This window comes from Streptomyces sp. NPDC050842 (assembly GCF_044456565.1).
Taxonomy (GTDB): domain Bacteria; phylum Actinomycetota; class Actinomycetes; order Streptomycetales; family Streptomycetaceae; genus Streptomyces.
Window position 1 is genome coordinate 1 of the sequence record NZ_JBITGA010000023.1, and the last position, 23,302, is coordinate 23,302.

Genomic DNA, 23,302 nt, shown 5'->3' on the forward strand with positions numbered 1-23,302 from the left:
AGCAACGGCTCGATCACCGCCCACGCCGCATCAGAAATCTCCCCATCCCTCACGACCAGACCAACGATCCGATGATCGGAAAGACACTCCCTAGGGGAGCAGGTGGCCTCGTCTGCTCAGGAGGAACTTCTTGAAGGCCGCCACCGGGGGTGTGTCCGGGTGGCCGTCGAGCCAGGCGACGCCGATCTCGCGGGCCGCGCGCGGCGCGGTGACGGTGAGTTCGACGACGCCGGGGCGCGGGACCGCGGGCGGCGGCAGCAGGGCGACGCCCAGGCCCGCGGCGACCAGGCCGCGGAGGGTCTCGGCCTCCTCGCCCTCGAAGGCGACGCGCGGCTTGAAGCCGGCTTCGGCGCACAGGTCGTCGGTGATGCGGCGGAGCCCGTAGCCCGGTTCCAGGGTCACGAACGTCTCGTCGGCTGCCTCGGCGAGGCGGACGCGTCGGCGGCCCGCGAGGCGGTGGTCGTCCGGGACGACGAGCCGCAGCCGCTGCTCGTCGAGGCGCCGGGCCACCAGGTCGGGGGCGTCCGGCACCGGTGAGGTGAGGCAGAGGTCGAGGTCGCCGGCCCTGAGCCGCTCGATCATCGCCTCGCCGTAGTTCTGGACGAGGGTGAAGCGGACGCGCGGGTGGTCGACGCGGAAGGCGCGGATGAGGGCGGGGACGGTCTCGGAGCCCATGGTGTGGAGGAAGCCGAACGCGACGCGGCCCGCGGTGGGGTCGGCGTCGGCCCGTACGGTGTCGGCGGCCCGCTCGACCTCGGCGAGCGCCTTCTCGGCGGCGGTGAGGAAGCGGCGGCCGGCCGGGGTGAGGGAGACGGTGCGGCCGCGGCGGGCGAAGAGGGCGACGCCGAGGTCCTGTTCGAGCCGGACCATCGCCCGGGAGAGCGTCGACTGCGGCACGCCCATCTCGGCCGCCGCGCGGGTCACGTGCTCGTGCCGGGCGACGGCGGCGAAGTACGCGAGCCGCGGGGCGAGCAGCAGTCCCATGTCTTCTTCGTTACTGTTCGGTGACAGCCGAGGCTGTGACCTGTACTCATGCGCCATGGGAACGATTACAGCAGTTCCGTGCATTGGACGCATGAAACGGACCGTCCTACGTTCGTGACATGCCTCCTGCCAGTACCAAGGCGGTCGCCACCCACGCGTCCGCCGACACCCGCCTCTCCCCCGGAGCCCCCGGCTACCGCCGGACGAGCCTCGCGCTCTTCGCCGCCGGACTGGCCGCCTTCGCCCTCCTCTACTCCACGCAGGCCCTCCTCCCGGCCATCTCGGCCGAGTTCGGCGCCACCGCGTCCGCCGCCTCCTGGACGGTGTCCGCCGCGACCGGTGCCCTCGCCCTGTGTGTCCTGCCGCTCAGCGCCCTCTCGGAGCGCTTCGGGCGGCGCGCGATGATGACCGCCTCCCTCTCGGTCGCCGTCGCCGTCTCGCTCCTCGTGCCGTTCGCCCCCAGCCTGGAGTCGCTGATCGCGCTCCGCGCCCTCCAGGGCGCCGCGCTCGCCGGGCTCCCGGCCTCCGCGATGGCGTACCTCGCCGAGGAGGTCCGCCCCAAGGCGCTGATCGCGGCGATCGGCCTGTTCGTCGCGGGCAACTCGATCGGCGGCATGAGCGGCCGGATCGTGACCGGCTGGGTCGCCCAGATGTGGGGCTGGCGCGCGGGTCTGGCCGCCGTCGGCCTGACCTCGCTGCTCTGCGTGATCGCCTTCCGGGCGCTGCTGCCGAAGGCGCGGCACTTCACGCCGGGCACGCTGAACCCGAGGGCGCTCGCGAGCGCCGTACGGACCCATCTGTCCGACCCGCTGCTCGTCCGGCTGTACGTGATCGGCGCGCTGTTCATGACGGTCTTCGGCGCGGTGTACACCGTGATCGGCTACCGCCTGGTCGAGGCGCCGTTCTCGCTCCCGCAGGGCGTGATCGGCTCGATCTTCCTGGTCTACCTGGTCGGTACGGTCGCCTCGGCCGCCGCCGGGAAGCTCGTCGGACGGCTCGGCCGGCGCGGGGCGCTCTACCTGGCGGTCTCCACGACCGCCGCGGGCCTGCTGCTCTCGCTCGCCGACTCGCTCGCCGCGGTCCTGGCGGGCCTGGTCCTCATCACGGCCGGTTTCTTCGCGGGCCACGCGGTCGCGTCCTCCTCGGTGAGCCGTACGGCGAAGACGGGCCGGGCCCAGGCCTCGGCGCTCTACCAGTCCGCGTACTACCTCGGCAGCAGCGCGGGCGGCACGCTCGGCGCGATCGCGTTCCACGCCGGCGGCTGGGCGGGCACGGTCCTGATCGGCCTGGTCGCGGTCCTCGGCGTCGTCTCCGTGACCCTGTACGGCAGCCACAGCGCCCGGGTCGCGGCGCGGCGGCCGGGACTCGCCGCGGCTGCCTGCAACTGACCGGCTTCCTCCGGCGTCCTCGATATCAGGGACTCTAGGGGGAGTTGACGATCATGAAGCGAATAGCGAGTCGTATAGGGAAGAGAGCGGGGATCGCGACCGGTCTCACGGCACTGGTCGTGCCGATGACGATCGCGCTCGGTGCGGCCCCGGCGCAGGCGGCGTCGTGCAACGTGACGACGGGGCCGTACCAGAAGCAGGTGGAGAAGTTCCTGGGGCGCACGGTCGACGGCCGTCAGTCGCTCGCCGACTGCAAGGCCATCCAGTCGTTCCAGGCGAAGCACGGCATCACCCCGACCGCGGGGTACGCGGGGACGATCACCTGGCGCACGATGAACACGATGCTCCAGCAGAAGGCGGCCGGGACCAACCCGAACAAGGACCGCAAGTGTCCGACCAACCGGGGCCGGATCGCCTGTGTCGACCTGACGCGGCAGCTGACCTGGATCCAGGACGGCTCGCGCCTCAAGTACGGGCCGGTGCCGGTGCGTACGGGCAAGGACGGCACCGAGACGCGTACGGGCTCCAAGAAGATCTACTGGCGGAACATCAACCACTGGTCGACGATCTACCACGTCTCCATGCCGTACTCGCAGTTCTTCGACGGCGGCCAGGCCTTCCACTCGACGACCAAGTCCATGTGGAACCCGCCGGGTTCGGGCGGCTGCGTGAACATGCGCTCGGCCGACGCCAAGGCGTACTGGAACCTGCTGAGGAACGGCGACGACGTCTTCGTCTACGGGCGTAAGCCGGGAACCTGACCGGCACTGTCAGTCGGCTGAGGTAGCTTCCCTCTCACCGGCACCGAACGGGTGCCGGTGAGGGGTGAGTGGGGTATGGACCCGATGAGCGACGCCGCGACCGTGACGACCGAAGACCTCGACAAGTACCGCAGGGAGCTGACCGGTTACTGCTACCGGATGCTCGGATCCTCCTTCGAGGCGGAGGACGCGGTACAGGACACGATGGTGCGCGCCTGGAAGGCCATCGGCACCTTCGAGGGCCGCTCCTCGCTGCGGTCCTGGCTGTACCGGATCGCGACCAACGTCTGCCTGGACGCGCTGAACGCGGGCAAGAAGCGGGCGCGGCCGATGGACCTGACCTCGCCGACGCCGGTCGCGCAGGCGCAGCTCGTCAAGCAGCCGGAGATCACCTGGCTGGAGCCGGTGCCGGACGGGCGGGTCCTGCCGTCGGTCGCCGACCCGGCGGAGACGGCCGTGCACCGGGAGACCGTACGGCTCGCCTTCGTCGCCGCCCTCCAGCACCTGCCGCCCAAGCAGCGGGCCGTGCTGATCCTGCGCGAGGTGCTCGCCTGGAAGGCGAGCGAGGTCGCGGAGCTCCTCGGCCTCTCCGTCGCCTCGGTCAACAGCGCCCTCCAGCGGGCCCGGGCGACCCTGGCCGATCAGGCGCCGGCCGTCTCCGACCCGGCGAACCCGCTGGACGAGGAGCAGAAGTCGCTCCTGGAGCGGTACGTCGCGGCCTTCGAGGGCTACGACATGAAGGCGCTGACCGCGCTCCTCCACGAGGACGCGACCATGTCGATGCCGCCGTACGACCTGTGGCTCCAGGGGCACGACGACATCGTCGGCTGGATGCTGGGCGTCGGCGAGGTCTGCTCCGGCTCGAAGCTGGTGCCGACCGTGGCGAACGGCTCCCCGGCGTTCGCGCAGTACCACCCGGATCCGGAGGGCGGCTTCGCCCCGTGGGCGCTGATCGTCCTGGAGCTCCGCGAGGGCAAGGTCGCCGGGATGGACTTCTTCCTGGACACCGAGCGCTGGTTCCCGCTCTTCGACCTGCCGGAGCGGCTGGACGCCTAGGGGCCGTCACTGGATGCCTAACGTCCCGTCGAGGCCTGTCAGCAGGAGCAGGGCCCGTAGCTCGGGGCCCGCTCCGTGGAAGCGGATGCGGTGGCCCCGGCGGCCGGCCGCGAGCTTCAGGCGGGCGAGGGCGTCGACGGCCGCGAGGTCGGCGGGTGCGAGTGCGCCGACCTCGCAGACCACGTCACCGGGCGGGGCCGCGCCGAGTTCGGCGCAGAGGAGGGCCACCTCGTCCCCGGTGGGGCGGGCGGGCAGGGTCACGACGAGCGGCTGACTGATGTCCACATGGCTTGTGACCGGTCCGGGACCCGGAACTCATCGGCGGGCGCCCCGTGCGTACCTCTACGCTGTCGATCATGACTCACGAGCCTGTCGAACTGGTGATCTTCGACTGTGACGGTGTTCTGGTGGACAGCGAGCGGATCTACTGCCGCGTGGACCGGGAGGTGTTCGCCTCCCTCGGGGCGGAGTTCACCGAGGCGGAGATCGTCGAGCACTTCGTCGGTTCCTCCCACGAGCTCCTCACGTCGATCGTGGAGGAGCGCCGGGGCCGCCCGCTGGAGCCCGACTGGAACGCGCCTTTCCGGCAGCGGTACGAGGACGCCCTCGACGCCGAACTGACCGCCGTGGAGGGCGTCACGGACGTCCTGGACGCCCTGCCGCTCCCGTACTGCCTCGCCTCCAACGGCAGCCACACCAGCGTCCGCAAGAACCTGGGCCGGGCCGGGCTGCTCGACCGCTTCGAGGGGCGGATGTTCAGCGCCCGCGACGTCGCGCGCGGCAAGCCCGCCCCGGACCTCTTCCTGCACGCGGCGGCCTCGATGGGCGTGCCCCCGGAGCGCTGCGCGGTCGTCGAGGACAGCCCGTACGGCGTCCGGGCCGCCCGCGCGGCCGGCATGCGCGCCTTCGGCTACTGCGGCGGCCTGACGCGGGCGGACCGCCTGATGGGCCCGCGGACGGTCGTCTTCGACGACATGCGCGAGCTGCCCAAGCTGCTCGGGGAGCCGGTGTAGGCGGTCGCCGCCACCGGCTCCCTTCGCGGGCCGGGCATCAGGCGCCGGGCGCCGGGCGCCGGGCGTCAGGAGATGCGGTCCAGGACGATCGGGTTCGCCGTGAAATCGGTGCCCGTCGGGGCGATGTCCCAGGAGTCGTTCAGGGACTTCAGGGCGTAGTCGAACTTCTCCGGGGTGTCGGTGTGGAGGGTCAGCAGGGGCTGGCCCGCCGTCACCGTGTCGCCCGGCTTCGCGTGCAGCTCGACGCCGGCGCCCGCCTGCACCGGGTCCTCCTTGCGGGCGCGGCCCGCACCGAGGCGCCAGGCGGCGATGCCGATGTCGTACGCGTCGAGGCGGGTCAGGACACCGGTCGACGGCGCCGTGACGACGTGCTGCTCGCGGGCGACGGGGAGGGTGGCGTCCGGGTCGCCGCCCTGGGCCGCGATCATCCGGCGCCAGACGTCCATCGCCGAGCCGTCGGCGAGGGCCTTCGCCGGGTCGGCGTCCTTGATGCCGGCCGCGTCGAGCATCTCGCGGGCGAGCGCGATCGTCAGCTCGACGACGTCCGACGGGCCGCCGCCCGCGAGGACCTCGACGGACTCGCGGACCTCCAGGGCGTTGCCCGCGGTCAGGCCGAGCGGGGTCGACATGTCGGTGAGCAGCGCGACCGTCTTCACACCGCTGTCGGTGCCGAGCTGGACCATGGTGGAGGCGAGCTCGCGGGCGTCCTCGATGGTCTTCATGAAGGCGCCGGTGCCGACCTTGACGTCCAGGACGAGCGAGCCGGTGCCCTCGGCGATCTTCTTCGACATGATCGAGGAGGCGATCAGCGGAATGGCCTCGACGGTGCCGGTGACGTCGCGGAGGGCGTAGAGCTTCTTGTCGGCGGGGGCCAGGCCGTCGCCGGCCGCGCAGATGACGGCGCCGGTGGTGTCGAGGACGTGCAGCATCTCCTCGTTGGAGAGCAGCGCGCGCCAGCCCGGGATCGACTCCAGCTTGTCGAGCGTGCCGCCGGTGTGGCCGAGGCCGCGGCCGGAGAGCTGCGGGACGGCCGCGCCGCAGGCGGCGACGAGCGGGGCGAGCGGGAGGGTGATCTTGTCGCCGACGCCGCCGGTGGAGTGCTTGTCGGAGGTCGGGCGGGAGAGCGCGTCGAAGTTCATGCGCTCGCCGCTGGCGATCATCGCGGCGGTCCAGCGGGCGATCTCCGCGCGGTTCATGCCGTTCAGCAGGATCGCCATGGCCAGGGCGGACATCTGCTCGTCGGCGACGACACCGCGGGTGTACGCGTCGATGACCCAGTCGATCTGCTCCGGGCTCAGCTCGCCCTTGTCCCGCTTCGTGCGGATGACGGAGATGACGTCCATGAGGTGGTGCCTCTTTCTACGCGCATAGAGGGGAAAAGGGAGAGCGACCCTTCCATCGTGCCGGAAGGGCCGCTCCGAGGTGTTACTTGCGAAGGTGGTCCGGGCCGAATGCCTGCGGCAGCATCTCGGCCAGGGTCAGGAACCCGGCGGGCGTCTCCAGGACGAGTTCGGGGCCCCCGAACTCGAACAGGAGCTGCCGGCACCGGCCGCACGGGACGAGGGACTCGCCCCGGCCGTCCACGCACACGAAGTGCGTGAGCCGTCCGCCGCCGGTCGCCTGGAGCTGGGAGACGAGCCCGCACTCGGCGCACAGGCCCAGGCCGAAGGAGGCGTTCTCCACGTTGCAGCCGGAGACCGTCCGTCCGTCGTCCACGCGGGCCGCCGCGCCGACCGGGTAGCCCGAGTAGGGGGCGTACGCACGGGACATGGCCTCGCGGGCCGTGACCCGCAGGGCCTCCCAGTCCGACGCCGGAAGGGACGTCGTCACTTGCCCTCGCCCTTCCGGTACGGCAGGCCGTCCGCCTTGGGCATGCGCAGGCGCTGCGCCGACAGGGCGAGCACGAGCAGGGTGGTGATGTACGGAGCCGCGTCGACGAACTGGCTCGGGACCTCGTCGGTCAGCGCGTACCAGAGGAAGAAGGTGGCGGAGAAGGCCGCCGCGACCACGCCGGCCACGTACTTCTTCTTGTACAACTGCCAAGCCGCGGCGAGCACCAGGAGCACGGCGACGAGCAGCAGCAGCGCGTGGACGTTCTCGGCGCCGCCGCGCAGCTTGAGGCTGTCGGTGAAGCCGAAGAGGCCCGCGCCGAGCGCCATGCCGCCCGGCATCCAGTTGCCGAAGATCATCGCGGCGAGACCGATGTAGCCGCGGCCGCCGGTCTGGCCCTCCTGGTAGATGCCGGTGGAGACGATCGCGAGGAACGCGCCGCCGAGGCCCGCGAGGGCGCCGGAGACGGTGACGGCGATGTACTTGTACTTGTAGACGTTCACGCCGAGCGACTCGGCGGCGACCGGGTTCTCACCGCAGGAGCGCAGCCGCAGGCCGAAGGCGGTGCGCCAGAGCAGCCACCAGGTGGCCGGGACCAGCAGCAGGGCGACGAGCGTCAGCAGCGACAGGTTCGTCACGAGGCCGCCGAGGATGCCGGCCAGGTCGGAGATGAAGAACCAGTGCTTGCCCTGGACATCGGTCAGCCACTCCGAAAGCCCTGGCACCGTGATCTCGTGGATCTGGTCGATGCGGGGGGACTGCTTGGAGGAGCCGCCCTCGGCCTCGGCGAACGTGAAGTTCGACAGGTACTGGGTGAAGCCGACCGCGAGGATGTTGATCGCCACACCGGAGACGATGTGGTTCACGTTGAACGTGACGGTGATGATCGCGTGCAGCAGACCGCCGAGCGCGCCACCGAGGAGACCGACGAGGACACCCGTCCAGGGACCCCACTGGTATCCGGCCCAGGCGCCGAACCAGGTGCCGAGCACCATCATGCCTTCGAGGCCGATGTTGACGACGCCCGCGCGCTCGGCCCACAGACCGCCGAGACCGGCGAGACCGATCGGCACGGCAAGCTTGAGCGCGCCCGAGACCTGACCCACCGAGGTGAGGTCGTTGGCGCCGGAGACGGCCCGGACGAGGGAGAAGAGCAGGAGACCGGCCGCGACGATCAGCATGATCCACGGCAGGGTGAGCTTGCGGCGTCCGCCGCCCTTGGGCGCGGCGCTCGGCTTGGTGACAGTGCCGGTGCTCATGCCGAGACCTCCTTGTCGGTCTTGATGGCGCCGCCGGCGGCGAGTTCCTCGCCGACCTTCTGCTGCTGGCGGCGGAGGCCGTAACGGCGGACGAGCTCGTACGAGACGACCACGGCGATCACGATGATGCCCTGCATGATCTTGGTGATCTCCTTCGGATACCCGTAGGTGTCGAGGGAGCTGGACGCCTTGTCGAGGAACGCGAAGAGCAGCGCCGCGAAGAAGATGCCGACCGGGTGGTTACGGCCGAGCAGCGCGATGGTGATGGCGGTGAAGCCGACACCGACGGGGAAGTCGAGGCTGTACGTGTGGGACTCGCCGAGCAGGGTCGGCATGCCGGCGAGGCCGGCCAGCGCGCCCGAGAGCAGCATCGAGGTGAGGATCATCTTCTTGGCGTCGACGCCGCTGGCCTGGGCGGCGGACTCGCTGGCGCCGGTGGCGCGCAGGTCGAAGCCGAACCGGGTGCGGTTGAGGGTGAACCAGTAGACGACGCCGAGGGCGAGCGCGACGAACGTGAAGCCGTAGATGACTCCGTTACCCTCGCCCATGTCGATGCCCGGGAACCAGCCGGACTCGGAGATCTCACCGGTGGTGAGGTTGTTCGAGCCCTCGGGCTGGACGCCGAAGTTCTTCGGCAGGATCAGCCAGGCCACCAGCGAGGTCGCGATGGCGTTCAGCATGATCGTCGAGACGACCTCGGAGACACCGCGGGTGGTCTTCAGGATGCCGGCGATGCCGGCCCAGAAAGCACCGGTCAGCATCGCGACGACCACGATCACGAAGATGTGCAGCGGGCCGGGCAGCTCGATCGAGGCGCCGACGAGCGCCGAGACCATCGCGGCGAGCCGGTACTGGCCGTCGACACCGATGTTGAACAGGTTCATCCGGAAGCCGATGGCGACGGCCAGGGCTGCCAGGTAGTAGATCCCGGTCTGGTTGACGATCAGGACCTGGATGTCGGCGAACCCGGCGTTCTCGATCATCAGCCGGATCGGCTCGATCGGGTCGAGGCCCGTCGCGAGCAGCACCAGCACGGTGAGCACGAACGAGGAGACCAGGGCGAGCACCGGTCCCGCCGCACCCAGGATCAGCTTGTCCTTGTCGAACTTCATCATCGGGCGTCACCGTCTTCGGGCTCTTCGTTGCCTTCGAGGTGACCGCTGGCCGCGCCGGTCATGGCGGAGCCCAGCTCCTCGGGCGTGATGGTGGCGGGGTCGGCGTCCGCGACGAGCTTGCCGCGGTACATGACCCGGAGGGTGTCGGAGAGGCCGATCAGCTCGTCGAGGTCGGCGGAGATCAGCAGCACCGCCAGGCCCTCGCGGCGCGCGTCCCGGATCGCGTCCCAGATCTGCGCCTGCGCGCCGACGTCCACACCACGGGTGGGGTGGGCGGCGATCAGGAACTTGGGCGCGTGGCTCATCTCGCGGCCGACGATCAGCTTCTGCTGGTTGCCACCGGAGAGGGAGGCCGCGGTGACGTCGATGCCGGGCGTGCGCACGTCGTACTCGCGCACGATCCGCTCGGTGTCCTTGCGGGCGGCCTTCGGGTCGAGGATGCCGCGCTTGGAGTTGGGCGCCTCGGTGACGTGGCCGAGGATGCGATTCTCCCAGAGGGGGGCATCCAGGAGCAGGCCGTGGCGGTGGCGGTCCTCGGGGATGTAGCCGATGCCGCCCTCGCGGCGCTTGCGCACCGAGACCTTGGAGATGTCCTGGCCGTCGAGGGTGATCACGCCGGAGTCCGGGGTGGCCATGCCCATCAGGGCCTCGATCAGCTCGGTCTGGCCGTTGCCCTCGACTCCCGCGATCCCGAGGATCTCGCCCTTGTGGATCGTGAGGGAGATGTCGTCGAGGAGCTTGCGGCCCACGGCCGTCTCCTCCAGCACGACGACGGTCCTGGCCGGGTCCGGCGGGGCGGCGCTGGTCAGCGGGGCGCCCGAGACGCCGCTCTCGACCAGGGTCAGGTTCCGCACGGAGAGCATCGGGACGGTGGTGACCGTCGACTCGCGGGTCTCCGGCGAGGGCAGCTCGCTGCCGACCATCAGCTCGGCGAGCTGCTTGGTGGTGGCGGTCTTCGGGTCGGCGGTGCCCACGGTGGTGCCCCGGCGGATGACGGTGATGTCGTCGGCGACCTTCAGGACCTCGCCCAGCTTGTGCGAGATGAAGATGACGGTCAGGCCCTCGGACTTGAGCTCGCGCAGGTTGTCGAAGAGCGCGTCGACCTCCTGCGGGACGAGCACGGCGGTCGGCTCGTCGAGGATGAGGATCTTCGCGCCGCGGTAGAGGACCTTGAGGATCTCCACGCGCTGGCGGTCGGCGACGCCGAGGTCCTCGACGAGGGCGTCGGGGCGGACCCCGAGGCCGTACGCGTCGGAGATCTCCCGGATCTTCTTCCGCGCCTTGGCGCCGATGCCGTAGAGCTTCTCGCCGCCGAGGACGACGTTCTCCAGGACGGTGAGGTTGTCCGCGAGCATGAAGTGCTGGTGCACCATGCCGATGCCGCGCGCGATGGCGTCACCGGGGCTGGAGAAGGTGACCTGCTGGCCGTCGACCGCGATGGTGCCCTCGTCCGGCTTCTGCATGCCGTAGAGGATCTTCATGAGGGTCGACTTGCCGGCACCGTTCTCGCCGATGAGGGCGTGCACGGTGCCCTTGCGGACCGTGATGGCGATGTCCTTGTTGGCGACGACGCCAGGAAATCGCTTGGTGATGCCGTGCAGTTCTACGGCAGGGGGGCTGGACGCGTTGATGACGCACTCTCCTTGGCCGGAAGGAGTGGGAGCAGGAGGGCAGGGCGGGGCGGGGCGAAGTTATCGTGCCAGGGAGACATCTACACGCGTAGCGCTGCCGAAAAATGAAAACCCGTACGGGAATGGGGCCCGGCCCCGGTGGGGGTCCCACCGTTGCCGGGCCTTGGGTCGATGACCAGGGCGTCCTTACGGAGCGGTCTTGACCGTGATCTTGCCGTCGATGATGTCCTTCTTCGCCTTGTCCACCGCGGCGATGAGGTCCGTCATCTCCTTGTACTTCGGGTTGGAGTCGGCCAGGGCGACGCCGTCCGTGGCGAGGCCGTAGCGAACCTCACCGGACTGCGGCTTGCCGTCCTGGACCGACTTGATCACGTTGAAGACGGAGTCCGAGACGTCCTTGGTGACCGAGGTCAGGATGCTGTCCTTGTAAGAGGCCAGACCCGGCTGGTTGTACTGGTCGGAGTCGACACCGATCGCCCACTTGCCGGCGGCCGAGGCGGCCTCGATCGAGCCCGAGCCGGCCAGACCGGCGGCGGCGTAGATCACGTCGGCGCCCTTGTCGAGCTGGCCCTCCGCGGCGGCCTTGCCGAGGTCGGGCTTGGAGAAGCCGTCGAAGTTCGGCGGCTGGGTCAGGTACTGGACGAGCACCTTCGCCTTGGGGTTGGTGTCCTTGACGCCCTGCGCGAAGCCCGCCTCGAACTTCTTGATCAGCGGAACCTCGACACCGCCGATGAAGCCGACCGTGCCGGTCTTGGACGCCTTGGCGGCGGCGACGCCGGCCAGGTAGGAGCCCTGCTCCTCGTTGAAGACGAGGTTGGCGATGTTCGGGCCGGTCTTCGACGTGTCGTCGATGAGGCCGAAGGTGGTCTTCGGGTAGGCCTTGGCGACCTTCTCGATGGCCGGGGCGTAGGCGAAGCCGACACCGATGACCGGGTTGTTCCCGGCGCGGGCGAGCGCGGTGAGGCGCTGCACCTTGTCGGCGTCACCCTCACCCTCGGAGGGCTCGGCCTCGGAGCCGTCGACACCGAGCTCGTCCTCGGCCTTCTTCAGGCCCGCGTAGGCGGCGTCGTTGAAGGACTGGTCGCCACGGCCGCCGATGTCGTACGCGATGGCGGCCTTCGTCGCCTTCGCGCTCGAGCTCGGGCTGGAGCCGGAGTCCGTCGAAGACTTGCCACACGCGGTGGCGGAGAGGGCGAGCGCCGCGGAGGCGATGCCCACGGTCGTGATCCTGGTGATCCGGCGCAAGAGGAGGTCCCTTCGAGACTGACCGAAAGCGCCTCTTCCGGCGCTGGTTTCGCGGCGATCGTAACGCGCGTAGATGTCAGTTAAAGACCCGTTCATCAGTCGTTATCGGATCGTCGCCGGCGAGCGCATCCAGCACACGCGAAACCCTCCCCATGGGCAAGCGCGCCACGCCGAACAGCCGGATGACCCCCCGAGCGCGCCGATACGTGACCCGGATCACGCCCGCCCGCGCCGCCGGTCCCCCGGGGCAGGCGGGGCAGGCGGGGCGCCCTAGGGGATCGGCGCCCCGGTCGGCAAAGGCGCGGACTCCGGGTTCATCCCGGAGTCCGCCGGCGATTTCAGGCGCCCCGTGCGTCCAGCAGGGCCGCGGCCGTGAAGAGTTCCACCGCGGTCTCGATGCAGCTCTCGTCGACGTCGAAGTCGCCCGCGTGCAGGTCGCGGACGCGGGTGTCGCCGGGGGTGCGGACGCCGAGGCGGGCCATGGCGCCGGGGACGTGCTCCAGGTACCAGGAGAAGTCCTCGCCGCCGAGGCTCTGCTCGGTGTCCTCGATCGCATACGGTCCGCGGCGGGCGGTCATCGCGTCGGCGAGCAGATCGGTGACGACCCCGTCATTGACGACCGGGGGGACACCCCGCACGTAGTTCACGGTCGACTTCGCGCGGTGCAGGGCCGCGATCTCGTCGATCGCCGCGTGGACCAGGTCGGGGGCGTCCCGCCAGGTCGGCAGGTCGAGGCAGCGGACGGTGCCGGAGAGCTCGGCGTGCTGCGGGATGACGTTGCAGGCGTGACCGGCCTCGATGCGTCCCCAGGTGACCGAGAGGCCCGAGCGGGCGTCGACGCGGCGGGCGAGGACGGCGGGGACGTCGGTGGCGATCCGGGCGGCGGCGGTCACGAGGTCGGTGGTGAGGTGCGGGCGGGCGGTGTGGCCGCCGGGGCCGTCAAGGGTGACTTCCAGCCGGTCGCAGGCCGAGGTGATGGGGCCGGGGCGGAGCCCGATCTTCCCCGCGTCCACCTTGGGGTCGCAGTGGACGGCGATGATGCGGCCGACCCCGTCGAGCACGCCGGCCTCGACCGCGTCGGCGGCGCCGCCGGGCAGTACTTCCTCGGCGGGCTGGAAGAGGAGGCGTACGGCGTGCGGGAGGAGGCCCTGCCGGTCGAGTTCGGCGAGGACGAGTCCGGCGCCCAGGACGGTGGTGGTGTGGACGTCGTGTCCGCAGGCGTGCGCGCGGTTGGCCACGGTGGAGCGGTAGGCGACGGTCTTCACGTCGGGGATGGGCAGCGCGTCGAGGTCGGCGCGGATCGCGAGCATGGGGCGGCGGCGGTCCGGGGTGCCGATGTCACAGATGAGCCCGGTGCCGCCCGGCAGGACCTTCGGCACGAGGCCGGCCGCCTCCAGGCGGGCCTTGAGCGCGGCGGTCGTACGGAACTCCTGGTTGCCCAGCTCGGGGTGCATGTGCAAGTCCCTGCGGAAGGCGATCAGTTCGGCGCGCAGGGGTGCGGACAGCGTTCCGGGCAGGGTGACGGAGCCTGGCTCACGGGACTTCAACTGGTTCACCTTTTGAAGGGTAGGCCCCTCACATGGTCAACTGCCCGTTGATCACGAAAAGTTCAGCCCGTTAGGGGAAAGAATCTCGGTTTGACAGGCATGAAGGGCCTTCTGTGTGGGTACGCTCGGCCGAATTCGGCCGGGATGGACCAGGTTGGGTCTGTCAGGCCGTTCCGGTGGCTCCTGTGGCTCCTGTGGCTCCTGTGACGCGTGCCGTGAGCCGGTCGACCTCGTGGGCCGCCGTGCCCGCCACTCCGGACAGGAAACCCTGGGCGCGCGGCGACGCGGTCGCCCGCAGCCACTCGGGCGCGACCTCGATGACGGCGACCTTCACTCCCGTACCGGCGAGGGCCAGCGGCAGGGTGTGGACGACCGTGGACGGGAAGCTGACGACGGTGCGGCCGATCGGGCCGCGGCGGGCGATCAGCTCCAGCGGCAGATCGGGCCGGACCACCTGGAGGCCGGTGTCGACCGCGATGCGGTGCAGCTTCTCCGCGCTCTCGCGGCGGTGCGCGAAGTAGCGCGTCGCGCCGTGGGCGCGGGCCAGTTCCGCCACCACGCGCGCGTAGTGGTCGGCGTCGACGACGCCCGTCTCGACCAGCGAGGTGCCCACCAGGTCCGCGCCGCCGGTGAGCAGCGGGGGTCCGAAGCGGGTCCGGGTCCAGGCGTAGGAGTTCTCCGTGACCTCGATGCCGGGCGGCGCCTCGACGGGCAGCGACGTGAAGATCTCGACCGTACGGCCGCGGGCCGGGGCGAGCCGCCGCCGGGCCAGCGAGGTCACCGGGGCGAGGACCAGCTCGCGCGGGCCCAGGTTGCCCTTGCGGTGCCAGCGCACCAGGCGCTCGCCGCGGCCGAGCTGGGCGGCGAACTCCATCGTGGCTGTGCCGTCGTCGACCACCGTCAGGTGCCGGGGCGAGAAGAGCGACAGGAGCAGCTGTACGTAGCGGGAGAACGGGTCGCCGATGATGACCCGCTCCGCCCGGCGCAGCGGCGGGGCGAGCTGCCGCAGGGTGCGGACGAGCGCGCCCCGGCCGCCGCGGGCCTCCTGCCAGTGGACGGTGAGGCCCTCGTCGCGGGCCAGCTGGGCCATCCGGCGCAGCTGGCCCCGCGACATGGGGTCGGTCGGCGAGAGGACGACGACCGTGAGGGCGGGCGTTGCGGGCTCCGCCCCCGGGGTGAGGGCGGGCGTGGGACGCTCCGCCCCCGGGGTGGGAGCGGGTGCCGCCCCCGGGGTGGTGGCGTCCGTGGTGCGGGACGCCGCGGCTGACGTGCCGACGGGCTCGTCCGGAGCGGATGCTCCGGGGGCGGGCGCCGCGCCGGGCGCCCGGTCGGGCGCCTGCGTGTGCGCCCATTCCAGGACGTTGAGGAGCTGGACCGGGCTCTCGACGAACGCCAGCTGCCCGGTCATGCGGCGACGAGCCCCTGGACCCGGCGGAGCTTCTTCATCGGGCCGAGCTCCGACTCGTAGACCTTCTTGACGCCGTCGCCGAGGGCGGTCTCGATGGTGCGGATGTCGCGGACGAGGCGCTGGAGGCCCTGCGGCTCGACGGACGCGGCCTGGTCGGAGCCCCACATGGCGCGGTCGAGGGTGATGTGGCGCTCGACGAAGGTGGCGCCGAGGGCGACGGCGGCGAGGGTGGTCTGCAGGCCGGTCTCGTGGCCGGAGTAGCCGATCGGGACGTTCGGGTACTCGTCCTTCAGCGTGTTGATCACGCGGAGGTTGAGCTCCTCGGCCTTGGCCGGGTACGTCGAGGTGGCGTGGCAGAGCAGGATGTTGTCCGAGCCGAGGACCTCGACCGCGTGGCGGATCTGCTTCGGGGTGGACATGCCCGTGGAGAGGATGACCGTACGGCCGGTGGCGCGCAGGGAGCGGAGGAGCTCGTCGTCCGTGAGGGAGGCGGAGGCGACCTTGTGGGCGGGGACGTCGAACTTCTCCAGGAAGGCGACGGCCTCGGTGTCCCACGGGGAGGCGAACCAGTCGATGCCGCGCTTCTTGCAGTGCTCGTCGATGGCGCGGTACTCGTCCTCGCCGAACTCCACGCGGTGGCGGTAGTCGATGTACGTCATGCGGCCCCAGGGGGTGTCCCGCTCGATGTCCCACTGGTCGCGCGGGGTGCAGATCTCCGGGGTGCGCTTCTGGAACTTGACGGCGTCACAGCCCGCCTCGGCGGCGACGTCGACGAGCGCGAGGGCGTTCTCGAGGTCGCCGTTGTGGTTGATGCCGATCTCGCCCGTGATGTAGACGGGCTGACCCGGGCCGGCGGTCTTCTCGCCGAAGGTGCGCAGACGAGTGCTCATGGTGCTGTTCCTTACGAGTTGGGGATGCGGGGTGCGGGGGTGTCGAGCTCGGGTCCGAGGAGCCAGGCCGCGATCTCGCGGATCGCTCCGAAGCCGCCAGGGGTGGCGGTGACCGCGCGGGCCGCGGCCCGTACGGAGTCGTGGGCGCTGCTCACCGCGACGGGCCAGCCGACGAGGTGGAAGCAGGGCAGGTCGTTGACGTCGTTGCCGGCGTAGAGGACGCGCTGGGGGTCGATGCCCTCGGCGTCGCACCACTCCTTGAGGGCCCGGTCCTTGCGGTCGATGCCGTGCAGGACGGGGATCTTGAGCTTGCGGGCGCGGGCGGCGACGACGGCGTTCTGTTCGGTGGAGAGGATGAGGACGGGCAGTCCGGCGCGGCGCAGGGCCGCGATGCCGAGGCCGTCGCCGCGGTGCGCGGAGACGAACTCGCGTCCCTCGGCGTCGAGGTGGACCCGGTCGTCGGTCTGGGTGCCGTCGAAGTCGAGGACGACCGCGTCGACGTCGGCGAAGCCGGGGGTGGCGGGCTCGTCGAGGAGCGGCGCGAGGGCCTTGGCGCGGGCGAGGTCGTGCGGGTCGTCGATCTCCAGGACCCGGGCGGGGTCGGTGACGACGAGCGCGGTACGGCCGAAGAAGCGGTGTCCGTGGGTACGGAAGCCGGTCGCGTCCATGGCGTAGACGGCGCCGGTCTCCAGGTACTCGGGCTCCCGGTCCTGGCGGCGGGGGCGGTGCGCCTTGTCGTGGTTGACGCCCTCGGCGCCGTCGTCGACCGTGTCGCGCCAGAGGAAGCCGTGGGACGGGGCGGCCGTGAAGGCCGTGTCGGCGGCGCCCGAGGTGACGCGCTCGACGGTCTCGGCGACCTCGGCGGAGGTGAGGAAGGGGCTCGTGCACTGGACGAGGAGGACGACGTCGGCCGCCTTGCCGTGGGTGGCCTCGAAGGCGTCCATCGCGTGCAGGACGGCGGCCTCGCTGGTCGCGGTGTCGCCCGCGATCTCGGCGGGGCGGTGCACGGCCTCGGCTCCGGCGGAGCGGGCCGCCGCCGCGATGGCGGCGTCGTCGGTGGAGACCACGACATGGGTGACCGGGCGGGCGCCGAGGCAGGCGCGGACGGCGCGGGCCACGAGCGGGACGCCGGCCACCGGGGCGAGGTTCTTGGCGGGGACGCCCTTCGATCCGCCCCTCGCGGGGATCACGGCGAGCACGGTGGCGCTTTGCTGCGGTGCCGACGTGGCGGAGGTGGTCATCAGAGTTCTCCCAGCCGGCGGATGACGGGGGCCACGCGCTGCACGCCGTGCCGGTACGCGCCCCGCGCCGCCTCCCGGACGATCCGGCGGAGGCCGCTCTCGCGGGTCTCCTGCGCGGTGACGTCCAGGCGGTGGCGGGCGAGGATCCCGGGCAGGTAGCCGGGGGCCGTCTCCGCTGTGTAGTAGGGGGTGATCGGGGGCAGCGCGGGGAGCGCCAGGAGTGCGGCGACCCGGTCGCGGGCGGCGTCGAAGGCCTCTTCGTACGAGCCGTCGGATGCCACGCCCTGCCGGGCGAGCCAGGTCTCGTCCGGGGTCGGGACGAGTCCCTTGTCGAGCGCCTCGAAGGAGGCGAGCAGGCCGGAGCCGACGAAGTGGTGGTTGCCGAGCGGCTCGCGGACCCCGAGGTCGGTGAGGATCGCGGTGGGGATCCGGCGGTGGAGGGCTTCGAGCGCGGCCGTGGAGGAGACGGTGACCAGGAGGTCGGTGCGGTCGAGGACCTCGCCCATGTGTCCGTACACGAGACGGAAGTTGGCGGGCGGGTCGAGGTCGCGGACCAGCTTCTGGAAGGGGTACTCCTCCAGGTGCGTGGTGTGTTCGCCCGGCTTGGAGCGGAGCTTGAGGAGCACCTCGCGGTCCGGGTGGAGCCGTGCGTGCCGGATCAGCCGCTCCAGGACGTAGCTCCGCTCGGCCCGGCCGGCGGGCACGGACGGCTGCGCGGCGAAGACGAGGGTGTCGCGGCCGGCCTCGGGGGTGTGCGGGGCGCCGCCCAGGAAGGGCAGCGCGGCCTCGACGACCGAGTCGGAGCCGGCGCCCACGCCCTCGTACACGGCGCGGAAACGCTCGGCGTCGTGCCGGGAGTTGGCGAGGACGACGTCGGCACCGTGGCGCAGGAGGAGCCCGTCGGTGAGCTTCTCGTAGACCACGCCGACGTAGCCGGTGACGATCACCGGGCGCCGGTCCAGGGTCAGATCGGCGAGACCCTGGAGGACGGCCCGGACGGTGCCGCCGACGAGGGCGAGGACGATGACGTCGTATCCCTGTCCGCGTTCCGCCGCGTCCCGTACGGCACGGAGGAACTCCGCGCCGGTCACCTCGCTCGGGGTGGTCGTGGACACCCCGGTCTCGGCGAGTTGGCGCGGGGTGGGTGTGGCCCGTCCACGCAGGACGAATCCGGTGGGTTCGGCTGTCGCCGTGGTGATGCGGCGCGCCGTGAGGGCGCCCCATTTCCACCGGGTGTCGGAGTCGGCGAGTACGGCTACTCGTACTGCCTCGTTGGTACTTGCTGGCACGTCGAGGACGCTAGAAGGGCATTTCGCTTTCCGGCCCAACTGAGACACAACAACGGGTGAACAGCGCCTCTCCGACGTGTTAAACGGGTCGGATTCCGGCCGCAATCGGGCCGGGGAGGGGCCGGATTTCCCTGCGGGTAAAGGCGGTTAATCGGCCCGCCGCTTGGTGTTCACCGAATATCCCCCCACCGGTCGGGGGGAGTGCCGGGTCGGCGCCTAGCGTCGGCCACGTGGTCAAGCTCTCCGTGGTCGTGCCGTTCTTCAACGTGCAGACATATGCCCCCGACACCCTCACAAGCCTGCGTGCCAACGCCCGCGAGGACTTCGAGTTCCTCCTTGTCGACGACTGCTCGTCCGACGGGACCCCCGAGCTCCTCGAACGGGCCGTACGCGACGTCCCGGGTGCCGTCCTGCTCAGGCACGCACGCAACGAAGGACTCGCCACCGCCCGCAACACGGGCCTCGACGCGGCCCGCGGCGAGTACGTGACCTTCCTGGACGGGGACGACTGGCTCTCCCCCGGCTACTACGGGCGGCTCGTCACCGCCATGGACGACCTGGGCTGCGACTTCCTGCGCACCGGCCACGTCTCCGTCTCCGGCCGCAGCCGCAAGGTCCGCGGGGTCCCGGTCCCGCGCCTCGGCGAGGTGCTGAACCCCCGCGACGCGATACTGCCCGCTCACCGGACGACCTCCGTCGACTACCCGTACGCGTGGGCCGGGATCTACCACCGACGGCTCCTGGAGCGCGGGCTCCTCCACTTCCCGCACGGTCTGCGGACGGCCGAGGACCGGCCCTGGATCTGGAAGCTGCACCGCGAGGCGGAAACGTTCGCGGCGATCGGTGAACTCGGCGTCTTCTACCGCCGCGGGGTCGCGACCTCGCTCACCCAGATCGGCGACGTCCGGCAATTGGATTTCATCCGCGCATTCGACCAGGTGATCGAGGAAACGGCGAAGGACCGGGACGCGGACCTTCTTCTCCCCAAAGCCGTCCGCACCTATTGCGCGCTGATTTCCCATCACATCGGCGGGATCGGACGATTCGAACCCGAAGTGGCGCGCCTGTTGAAGGCGATGAGCGCGGGCGCGCTGCGCCGGATGCCGCAGGGGGTCCTCGACGAGGCCCTGACGTCGATGGGCGGGGACCGCGCGACGATGCTCCGCAAGCTGCGGAAGCAGCGCCCGGCACCGCCACCGGCGGCGCCGGATCCGACGCCCGTGTCGGTGTCGGTGACCACGGCGGAGACGGTGTCGGCAGTGTCGGCACCGGTCTCCGCCACCGCCGCGACCCGTTCCCCGGAGGTGGCGGCATGAGCGCCGCCCGACGCACCACCCAGATCTTCTGCGCCTCCACCCTCTACGGGGCGGCGACCCTGGCCGCCGCGCTCGACAGCGGCTGCTTCGGCCGGGCCGACCGCCGGATCCTGCTCGTCACCAACAACGCCGCCGTACCGGAGACCACGCCCGCCCTCGACGAGGCCGAGGGCTTCGAGCGACTGCGCGGCCGCTTCGACTCCGTCCTGTCCTGGAACGAGACGATCTCCCCGCTCCACCCCGCCGGCTGGATGCCCCGGGGACAGGACATGCCGATGCTCCAGCGCTATCTGCGGCGGATCTGGGACCTCGGCGACGACCGGGTCGAGCTCGCCCTGGAATCCCTCCAGGTGACACCTGCCCTCGCCATCGCCCACCTGCTGCCCGAAGCGCCGATCACGGTGTACGCCGACGGGCTGATGAGCTACGGGCCGACCCGCAACAAGATCGACCCGCTGATCGGCGGGCGGGTGCGCGCACTGCTCCACCTCGACCTCGTACCCGGGCTCGAACCGCTGCTGCTCGCGGAGTTCGGGGCGGTCCCGGAGGCCGTACCGGCGGAGGCCTTCACGAAGGTCGTCGAGGAGCTGTCCGGGCCGGTCACGGCGACGCCCGAGGAGGGCCCCGCGCTCCTCCTCGGCCAGTACCTGGCCGCCCTGAAGCTGCTCACCGCCGCCGAGGAGGAGGAGCTGCACCTGCGGATGGTCCGCGGGGCGGTCGCCCGGGGCCACCGGAAGCTCGTCTTCAAGCCGCACCCGACGGCCCCGGACACCTGGACGCGGACGCTGGTGGACGAGGCGGCGCGGCTCGGCGCCGAACTGACCGTCGAGCACCGGCCCGTACTCGCCGAGGTGCTCTACCGCGAGCTGCGGCCCGCGCTCGTGGTCGGCTGCTTCTCCACGGCGCTGCTCACGGCGCACTCCTTCTACGGGCTGCCGGTCGCCCGGGTCGGTACGGGCACGCTCCTGGAGCGGCTCACCCCGTTCCCGAACAGCAACCGGATCCCGCTCACCGTCGTGGACGCGGTCGTCCCGCCCCTGGAGGAGGACGACACGGACGAGCCGGCCGGGCCGGCCCTGGACGTGGCGGAGCTGAACGACCTGGTCGCCGCGGTCGGCTTCGCGATGCAGCCGAAGATACGGGCCGACCTGCGGGAGGCCGCGGCCCGGCACCTGTCGGGCCCGCACGCCGAGCGCACCCGGCACCACTTCACCCGCCGGCGCCTCACCGTCCTGAACCTGCCGGGCGGCATCCCGCTCCCCCGGCATCCGCAGGTCCGCCGCCTGGCGCGCCGCGCGCTGCGGCTCCGCAAGGAGCTGCGGAAGCGCGGCGCCGCCCGGAAATAGGCGGCCGACGAGAGGAGGGGCCCGGGAACCCGTGCGGGGGTCCCGGGCCCCTCCTCCGTGACGTCAGGCGCGGACGATCGACTCCTGGATCTCCGTCACCCACCGCGACCGGTCCTCCGGGCACTCCAGGTACAGCTCGCGCGCGTAGTGCTCCGACGCGTAGCCGTTGCTCTCCATCCAGCGCGCCAGGGTCTGCACGGTCGGCAGGATGTCGTCCATCGAGCCCCGGTGGACGATGGTCGCGGCCTGCTCGATGCCGGGCAGGACGTGCACCAGGACGCCCTCCACGGCCGTCCCCTCGGGGACCGTCATGCCGGCGTGCACGAGGACCGAGCCGTCCCCCTTGCCCGCGTCCTCGTAGTATGCGATGCCCGGACCGAATCCGGTGACACCCGCGGCTTCGAGGCGGCCGCACAGCTCGTCGTACAGCGGCCCGATGGCAGGGCCGATGTCGTGCGGGCCGAAGCTCGCGGCGACCGTGCTCAGTTCGGCGATCCGCACGGCGGGGATCTTCTTGACGACGACGTCCTGGGTGGACATGCGTCCCTCCGTCTCGATGGCTCGGAGCCGCGCACCGACCTGGGTGAGCCGGGCCCGCGCCGCCTCCAGGGCCGCTTCCAGCTCGGCCTGGCGCAGACGCAGCATGCCCCGCAGCTCGTCCGCGTCGATCTGCTCGTCGAGGATCGCCCCCACCTGTTCGAGGGTGAAGCCGAGGTCCTTGAGCGCGATGACGCGATTGAGCCGGGCGAGCTGCTCCCCGGTGTAGAAGCGATAGCCCGTGTGCGGGTCGACCCGGGCCGGGCGCAGCAGCCCGATGCCGTCGTAGTGACGCAGCATGCGGACCGACACCCGCCCGTGCCGGGCGAAGTCTCCGATGGTGAACATGACGGCTCCTACGGAACGGCCTCACACGGTGTCAGGGTCAACCGGACGACACGGCCCAGGGTCAGGCGGCGCTGCTGAGGGAGAGCTTCGCGGCGAAGCCGAGGAAGAGCGCGCCCGCCGCCGAGGTCGCCCCGGCGGAGAGCCGACGACGGCTGCGGAACGCGGCCGCGAGCCGTGTCCCTCCGAATATCAGCATCGTGAGGTAGAGGAAGCTGCCGATCTGGAGCAGCGTGCCGAGCACCAGGAAGGACAGGGCCGGGTAGGCGTATCCGGGATCGACGAACTGCACGAAGAACGAGATCAGGAAGAGGATCGCCTTCGGGTTGAACAGGCTGATGACCAGCGCGCGGCGGTACGGACGCTCGACCGGCCCGGCCGACGGCTGCTCCGCGTCGTCCGCCGCGTCGCCCCGGCCTCGCCACATCGCCCAGGCGGCCCGCAGCATCCCGTACGCCATCCAGACCAGGTAGCCCGCGCCCGCGTACTTGACGACGGTGAAGAGGAGCGGGGTGGTCTGGAGGAGCGAGGCCGCGCCGAGGGCGGCCAGTGTCATCAGGACCGCGTCCCCGGTGAAGACTCCGGCGGCGGCCTTGTACGCGGTCCGCGTGCCCTTGCGGGCGGCGACGGAGAGCACGTACAGCGAGTTCGGCCCCGGCAGAAGGATGATGAGGACGAGCCCCACGAGATAGGTCGGCAGATCGGTGACACCCAACATGAAGCGGAGTGTCGCACACGAGTACGACACTCCGCTGTGACCTGCGTCTACGCGCCCTGGGCGGAGGCTAGAACGCGTCGGTGGGGACGTACGTGCCCCACACCTCGCGCAGGGCGTTGCAGACCTCGCCGACCGTCGCCCGGGCCTTGAGGGCGTCCTTCATCGGGTAGAGGACGTTGTCCGTGCCCTCCGCCGCCTTCTTCAGCTCGACGAGGGCCGCGTCCACGGCTGCCTGGTCCCGCTCGGCGCGGAGCTTGGCCAGGCGTTCGGCCTGCTGGGCCTCGATCGCCGGGTCGACGCGGAGGGGCTCGTAGGGCTCCTCGACGTCGATCGTGTAGCGGTTGACGCCGACGACGACCCGCTCGCCACTGTCCGTCTCCTGC

At 71.3% G+C, this 23,302-nt stretch carries 22 protein-coding genes; 6 read left to right on the top strand and 16 right to left on the bottom strand.

From position 1 onward, the window contains the following. Window positions 1-90 precede the first annotated feature (90 nt). The gene (locus ACIBG6_RS38945; RefSeq protein WP_399227503.1) at window positions 91-1,041 is read right to left on the bottom strand and encodes a LysR family transcriptional regulator; all 951 of its coding nucleotides are present in this window, start codon (window positions 1,039-1,041) and stop codon (window positions 91-93) included. 62 nt (window positions 1,042-1,103) lie between these two features. Here ACIBG6_RS38945 and ACIBG6_RS38950 point away from each other — a divergent pair, with 62 nt between their 5' ends. The 3 genes from ACIBG6_RS38950 (at window position 1,104) to ACIBG6_RS38960 (ending at window position 4,189) form a co-directional block, all read left to right on the top strand. Then, window positions 1,104-2,372, top strand: coding sequence for an MFS transporter (locus tag ACIBG6_RS38950; protein WP_399227505.1), 1,269 nt, complete (start codon window positions 1,104-1,106; stop codon window positions 2,370-2,372). A gap of 53 nt (window positions 2,373-2,425) precedes the next feature. Next, on the top strand, window positions 2,426-3,133 hold the full coding sequence (locus ACIBG6_RS38955) for a L,D-transpeptidase (RefSeq protein ID WP_399227506.1): 708 nt from the start codon (window positions 2,426-2,428) through the stop codon (window positions 3,131-3,133). An 84-nt stretch (window positions 3,134-3,217) separates the two neighbouring features. Continuing rightward, the gene (locus ACIBG6_RS38960; RefSeq protein ID WP_399227527.1) at window positions 3,218-4,189 is read left to right on the top strand and encodes a sigma-70 family RNA polymerase sigma factor; all 972 of its coding nucleotides are present in this window, start codon (window positions 3,218-3,220) and stop codon (window positions 4,187-4,189) included. Window positions 4,190-4,195: 6 nt separating this feature from the next. Here ACIBG6_RS38960 and ACIBG6_RS38965 read toward each other — a convergent pair whose 3' ends face one another. Continuing rightward, complete coding sequence (locus tag ACIBG6_RS38965) at window positions 4,196-4,474, bottom strand: STAS domain-containing protein (protein WP_399227507.1); 279 nt, start codon at window positions 4,472-4,474, stop codon at window positions 4,196-4,198. Window positions 4,475-4,545: 71 nt separating this feature from the next. Between ACIBG6_RS38965 and ACIBG6_RS38970 the strand changes: the two genes are divergently transcribed. Beyond that, window positions 4,546-5,202, top strand: a complete 657-nt coding sequence (locus ACIBG6_RS38970; protein WP_399227508.1) for an HAD family hydrolase — start codon at window positions 4,546-4,548, stop codon at window positions 5,200-5,202. Window positions 5,203-5,267: 65 nt separating this feature from the next. On the opposite strand, the gene ACIBG6_RS38975 is transcribed toward ACIBG6_RS38970, so the two are convergent. The 11 genes from ACIBG6_RS38975 to ACIBG6_RS39025 form a co-directional block, all read right to left on the bottom strand. Beyond that, a complete protein-coding gene (locus ACIBG6_RS38975) occupies window positions 5,268-6,545 on the bottom strand; it encodes a thymidine phosphorylase (RefSeq protein WP_329621565.1) in 1,278 nt (425 codons plus the stop codon). An 82-nt stretch (window positions 6,546-6,627) separates the two neighbouring features. Beyond that, window positions 6,628-7,032: a cytidine deaminase gene (locus ACIBG6_RS38980; protein ID WP_399227510.1), complete on the bottom strand. Its 405-nt coding sequence runs from the start codon at window positions 7,030-7,032 to the stop codon at window positions 6,628-6,630. Next, entirely contained in the window at window positions 7,029-8,291 is a 1,263-nt protein-coding gene (locus ACIBG6_RS38985) for an ABC transporter permease (protein ID WP_399227511.1), read from the bottom strand. The genes ACIBG6_RS38980 and ACIBG6_RS38985 overlap by 4 nt, the downstream gene beginning before the upstream one ends. Next, complete coding sequence (locus tag ACIBG6_RS38990) at window positions 8,288-9,406, bottom strand: ABC transporter permease (protein ID WP_399227512.1); 1,119 nt, start codon at window positions 9,404-9,406, stop codon at window positions 8,288-8,290. The genes ACIBG6_RS38985 and ACIBG6_RS38990 overlap by 4 nt, the downstream gene beginning before the upstream one ends. Further along, window positions 9,403-11,037, bottom strand: coding sequence for an ABC transporter ATP-binding protein (locus tag ACIBG6_RS38995; protein ID WP_399227528.1), 1,635 nt, complete (start codon window positions 11,035-11,037; stop codon window positions 9,403-9,405). The genes ACIBG6_RS38990 and ACIBG6_RS38995 overlap by 4 nt, the downstream gene beginning before the upstream one ends. A gap of 186 nt (window positions 11,038-11,223) precedes the next feature. Further along, window positions 11,224-12,282: a BMP family protein gene (locus ACIBG6_RS39000; RefSeq protein ID WP_399227513.1), complete on the bottom strand. Its 1,059-nt coding sequence runs from the start codon at window positions 12,280-12,282 to the stop codon at window positions 11,224-11,226. A 338-nt stretch (window positions 12,283-12,620) separates the two neighbouring features. Further along, window positions 12,621-13,838 carry an amidohydrolase gene (locus ACIBG6_RS39005; protein ID WP_399227514.1) on the bottom strand — a complete coding sequence of 406 codons (1,218 nt, stop codon included), beginning with the start codon at window positions 13,836-13,838 and terminating at the stop codon, window positions 12,621-12,623. 154 nt (window positions 13,839-13,992) lie between these two features. Beyond that, window positions 13,993-15,237, bottom strand: a complete 1,245-nt coding sequence (locus ACIBG6_RS39010; protein ID WP_399227516.1) for a hypothetical protein — start codon at window positions 15,235-15,237, stop codon at window positions 13,993-13,995. Then, window positions 15,234-16,127, bottom strand: coding sequence for an N-acetylneuraminate synthase family protein (locus ACIBG6_RS39015; protein ID WP_399227517.1), 894 nt, complete (start codon window positions 16,125-16,127; stop codon window positions 15,234-15,236). Before ACIBG6_RS39015 ends, ACIBG6_RS39010 begins: the two co-directional genes overlap by 4 nt. Window positions 16,128-16,138: 11 nt before the next feature. Then, window positions 16,139-17,368, bottom strand: a complete 1,230-nt coding sequence (locus ACIBG6_RS39020; RefSeq protein ID WP_399227519.1) for a cytidylyltransferase domain-containing protein — start codon at window positions 17,366-17,368, stop codon at window positions 16,139-16,141. Beyond that, window positions 17,368-18,657 carry a DUF6716 putative glycosyltransferase gene (locus ACIBG6_RS39025; RefSeq protein ID WP_399227520.1) on the bottom strand — a complete coding sequence of 430 codons (1,290 nt, stop codon included), beginning with the start codon at window positions 18,655-18,657 and terminating at the stop codon, window positions 17,368-17,370. The genes ACIBG6_RS39020 and ACIBG6_RS39025 overlap by 1 nt, the downstream gene beginning before the upstream one ends. Before the next feature lie 230 nt (window positions 18,658-18,887). On the opposite strand from ACIBG6_RS39025, the gene ACIBG6_RS39030 reads away from it, so the two are divergent. Then, entirely contained in the window at window positions 18,888-19,973 is a 1,086-nt protein-coding gene (locus ACIBG6_RS39030) for a glycosyltransferase family 2 protein (protein WP_399227522.1), read from the top strand. Further along, complete coding sequence (locus ACIBG6_RS39035) at window positions 19,970-21,319, top strand: polysialyltransferase family glycosyltransferase (protein ID WP_399227523.1); 1,350 nt, start codon at window positions 19,970-19,972, stop codon at window positions 21,317-21,319. Before ACIBG6_RS39030 ends, ACIBG6_RS39035 begins: the two co-directional genes overlap by 4 nt. Window positions 21,320-21,382: 63 nt before the next feature. Here ACIBG6_RS39035 and ACIBG6_RS39040 read toward each other — a convergent pair whose 3' ends face one another. From ACIBG6_RS39040 to ACIBG6_RS39050, 3 genes are all read right to left on the bottom strand, one after another. Beyond that, the gene (locus ACIBG6_RS39040) at window positions 21,383-22,204 is read right to left on the bottom strand and encodes a MerR family transcriptional regulator (RefSeq protein WP_399227524.1); all 822 of its coding nucleotides are present in this window, start codon (window positions 22,202-22,204) and stop codon (window positions 21,383-21,385) included. A gap of 61 nt (window positions 22,205-22,265) precedes the next feature. Next, window positions 22,266-22,919, bottom strand: coding sequence for a leucine efflux protein LeuE (gene leuE, locus ACIBG6_RS39045; protein ID WP_399227525.1), 654 nt, complete (start codon window positions 22,917-22,919; stop codon window positions 22,266-22,268). Between the two features lie 67 nt (window positions 22,920-22,986). Next, window positions 22,987-23,302: methylmalonyl-CoA mutase family protein (locus tag ACIBG6_RS39050; protein WP_399227526.1), on the bottom strand; the 316-nt coding region annotated here is incomplete at its 5' end.

What these genes read in the sequence shown, in the direction of transcription:
- ACIBG6_RS38945 (WP_399227503.1), bottom strand. Translation starts at nt 1,041, where the DNA reads ATGGCGCATGAGTACAGGTCACAGCCTCGGCTGTCACCGAACAGTAAC.
- ACIBG6_RS38950 (WP_399227505.1), top strand. Translation starts at nt 1,104, where the DNA reads ATGCCTCCTGCCAGTACCAAGGCGGTCGCCACCCACGCGTCCGCCGAC.
- ACIBG6_RS38955 (WP_399227506.1), top strand. Translation starts at nt 2,426, where the DNA reads ATGAAGCGAATAGCGAGTCGTATAGGGAAGAGAGCGGGGATCGCGACC.
- ACIBG6_RS38960 (WP_399227527.1), top strand. Translation starts at nt 3,218, where the DNA reads ATGAGCGACGCCGCGACCGTGACGACCGAAGACCTCGACAAGTACCGC.
- ACIBG6_RS38970 (WP_399227508.1), top strand. Translation starts at nt 4,546, where the DNA reads ATGACTCACGAGCCTGTCGAACTGGTGATCTTCGACTGTGACGGTGTT.
- ACIBG6_RS38975 (WP_329621565.1), bottom strand. Translation starts at nt 6,545, where the DNA reads ATGGACGTCATCTCCGTCATCCGCACGAAGCGGGACAAGGGCGAGCTG.
- ACIBG6_RS38985 (WP_399227511.1), bottom strand. Translation starts at nt 8,291, where the DNA reads ATGAGCACCGGCACTGTCACCAAGCCGAGCGCCGCGCCCAAGGGCGGC.
- ACIBG6_RS38990 (WP_399227512.1), bottom strand. Translation starts at nt 9,406, where the DNA reads ATGATGAAGTTCGACAAGGACAAGCTGATCCTGGGTGCGGCGGGACCG.
- ACIBG6_RS39010 (WP_399227516.1), bottom strand. Translation starts at nt 15,237, where the DNA reads ATGACCGGGCAGCTGGCGTTCGTCGAGAGCCCGGTCCAGCTCCTCAAC.
- ACIBG6_RS39015 (WP_399227517.1), bottom strand. Translation starts at nt 16,127, where the DNA reads ATGAGCACTCGTCTGCGCACCTTCGGCGAGAAGACCGCCGGCCCGGGT.
- ACIBG6_RS39020 (WP_399227519.1), bottom strand. Translation starts at nt 17,368, where the DNA reads ATGACCACCTCCGCCACGTCGGCACCGCAGCAAAGCGCCACCGTGCTC.
- ACIBG6_RS39035 (WP_399227523.1), top strand. Translation starts at nt 19,970, where the DNA reads ATGAGCGCCGCCCGACGCACCACCCAGATCTTCTGCGCCTCCACCCTC.
- ACIBG6_RS39040 (WP_399227524.1), bottom strand. Translation starts at nt 22,204, where the DNA reads ATGTTCACCATCGGAGACTTCGCCCGGCACGGGCGGGTGTCGGTCCGC.
- leuE (WP_399227525.1), bottom strand. Translation starts at nt 22,919, where the DNA reads ATGTTGGGTGTCACCGATCTGCCGACCTATCTCGTGGGGCTCGTCCTC.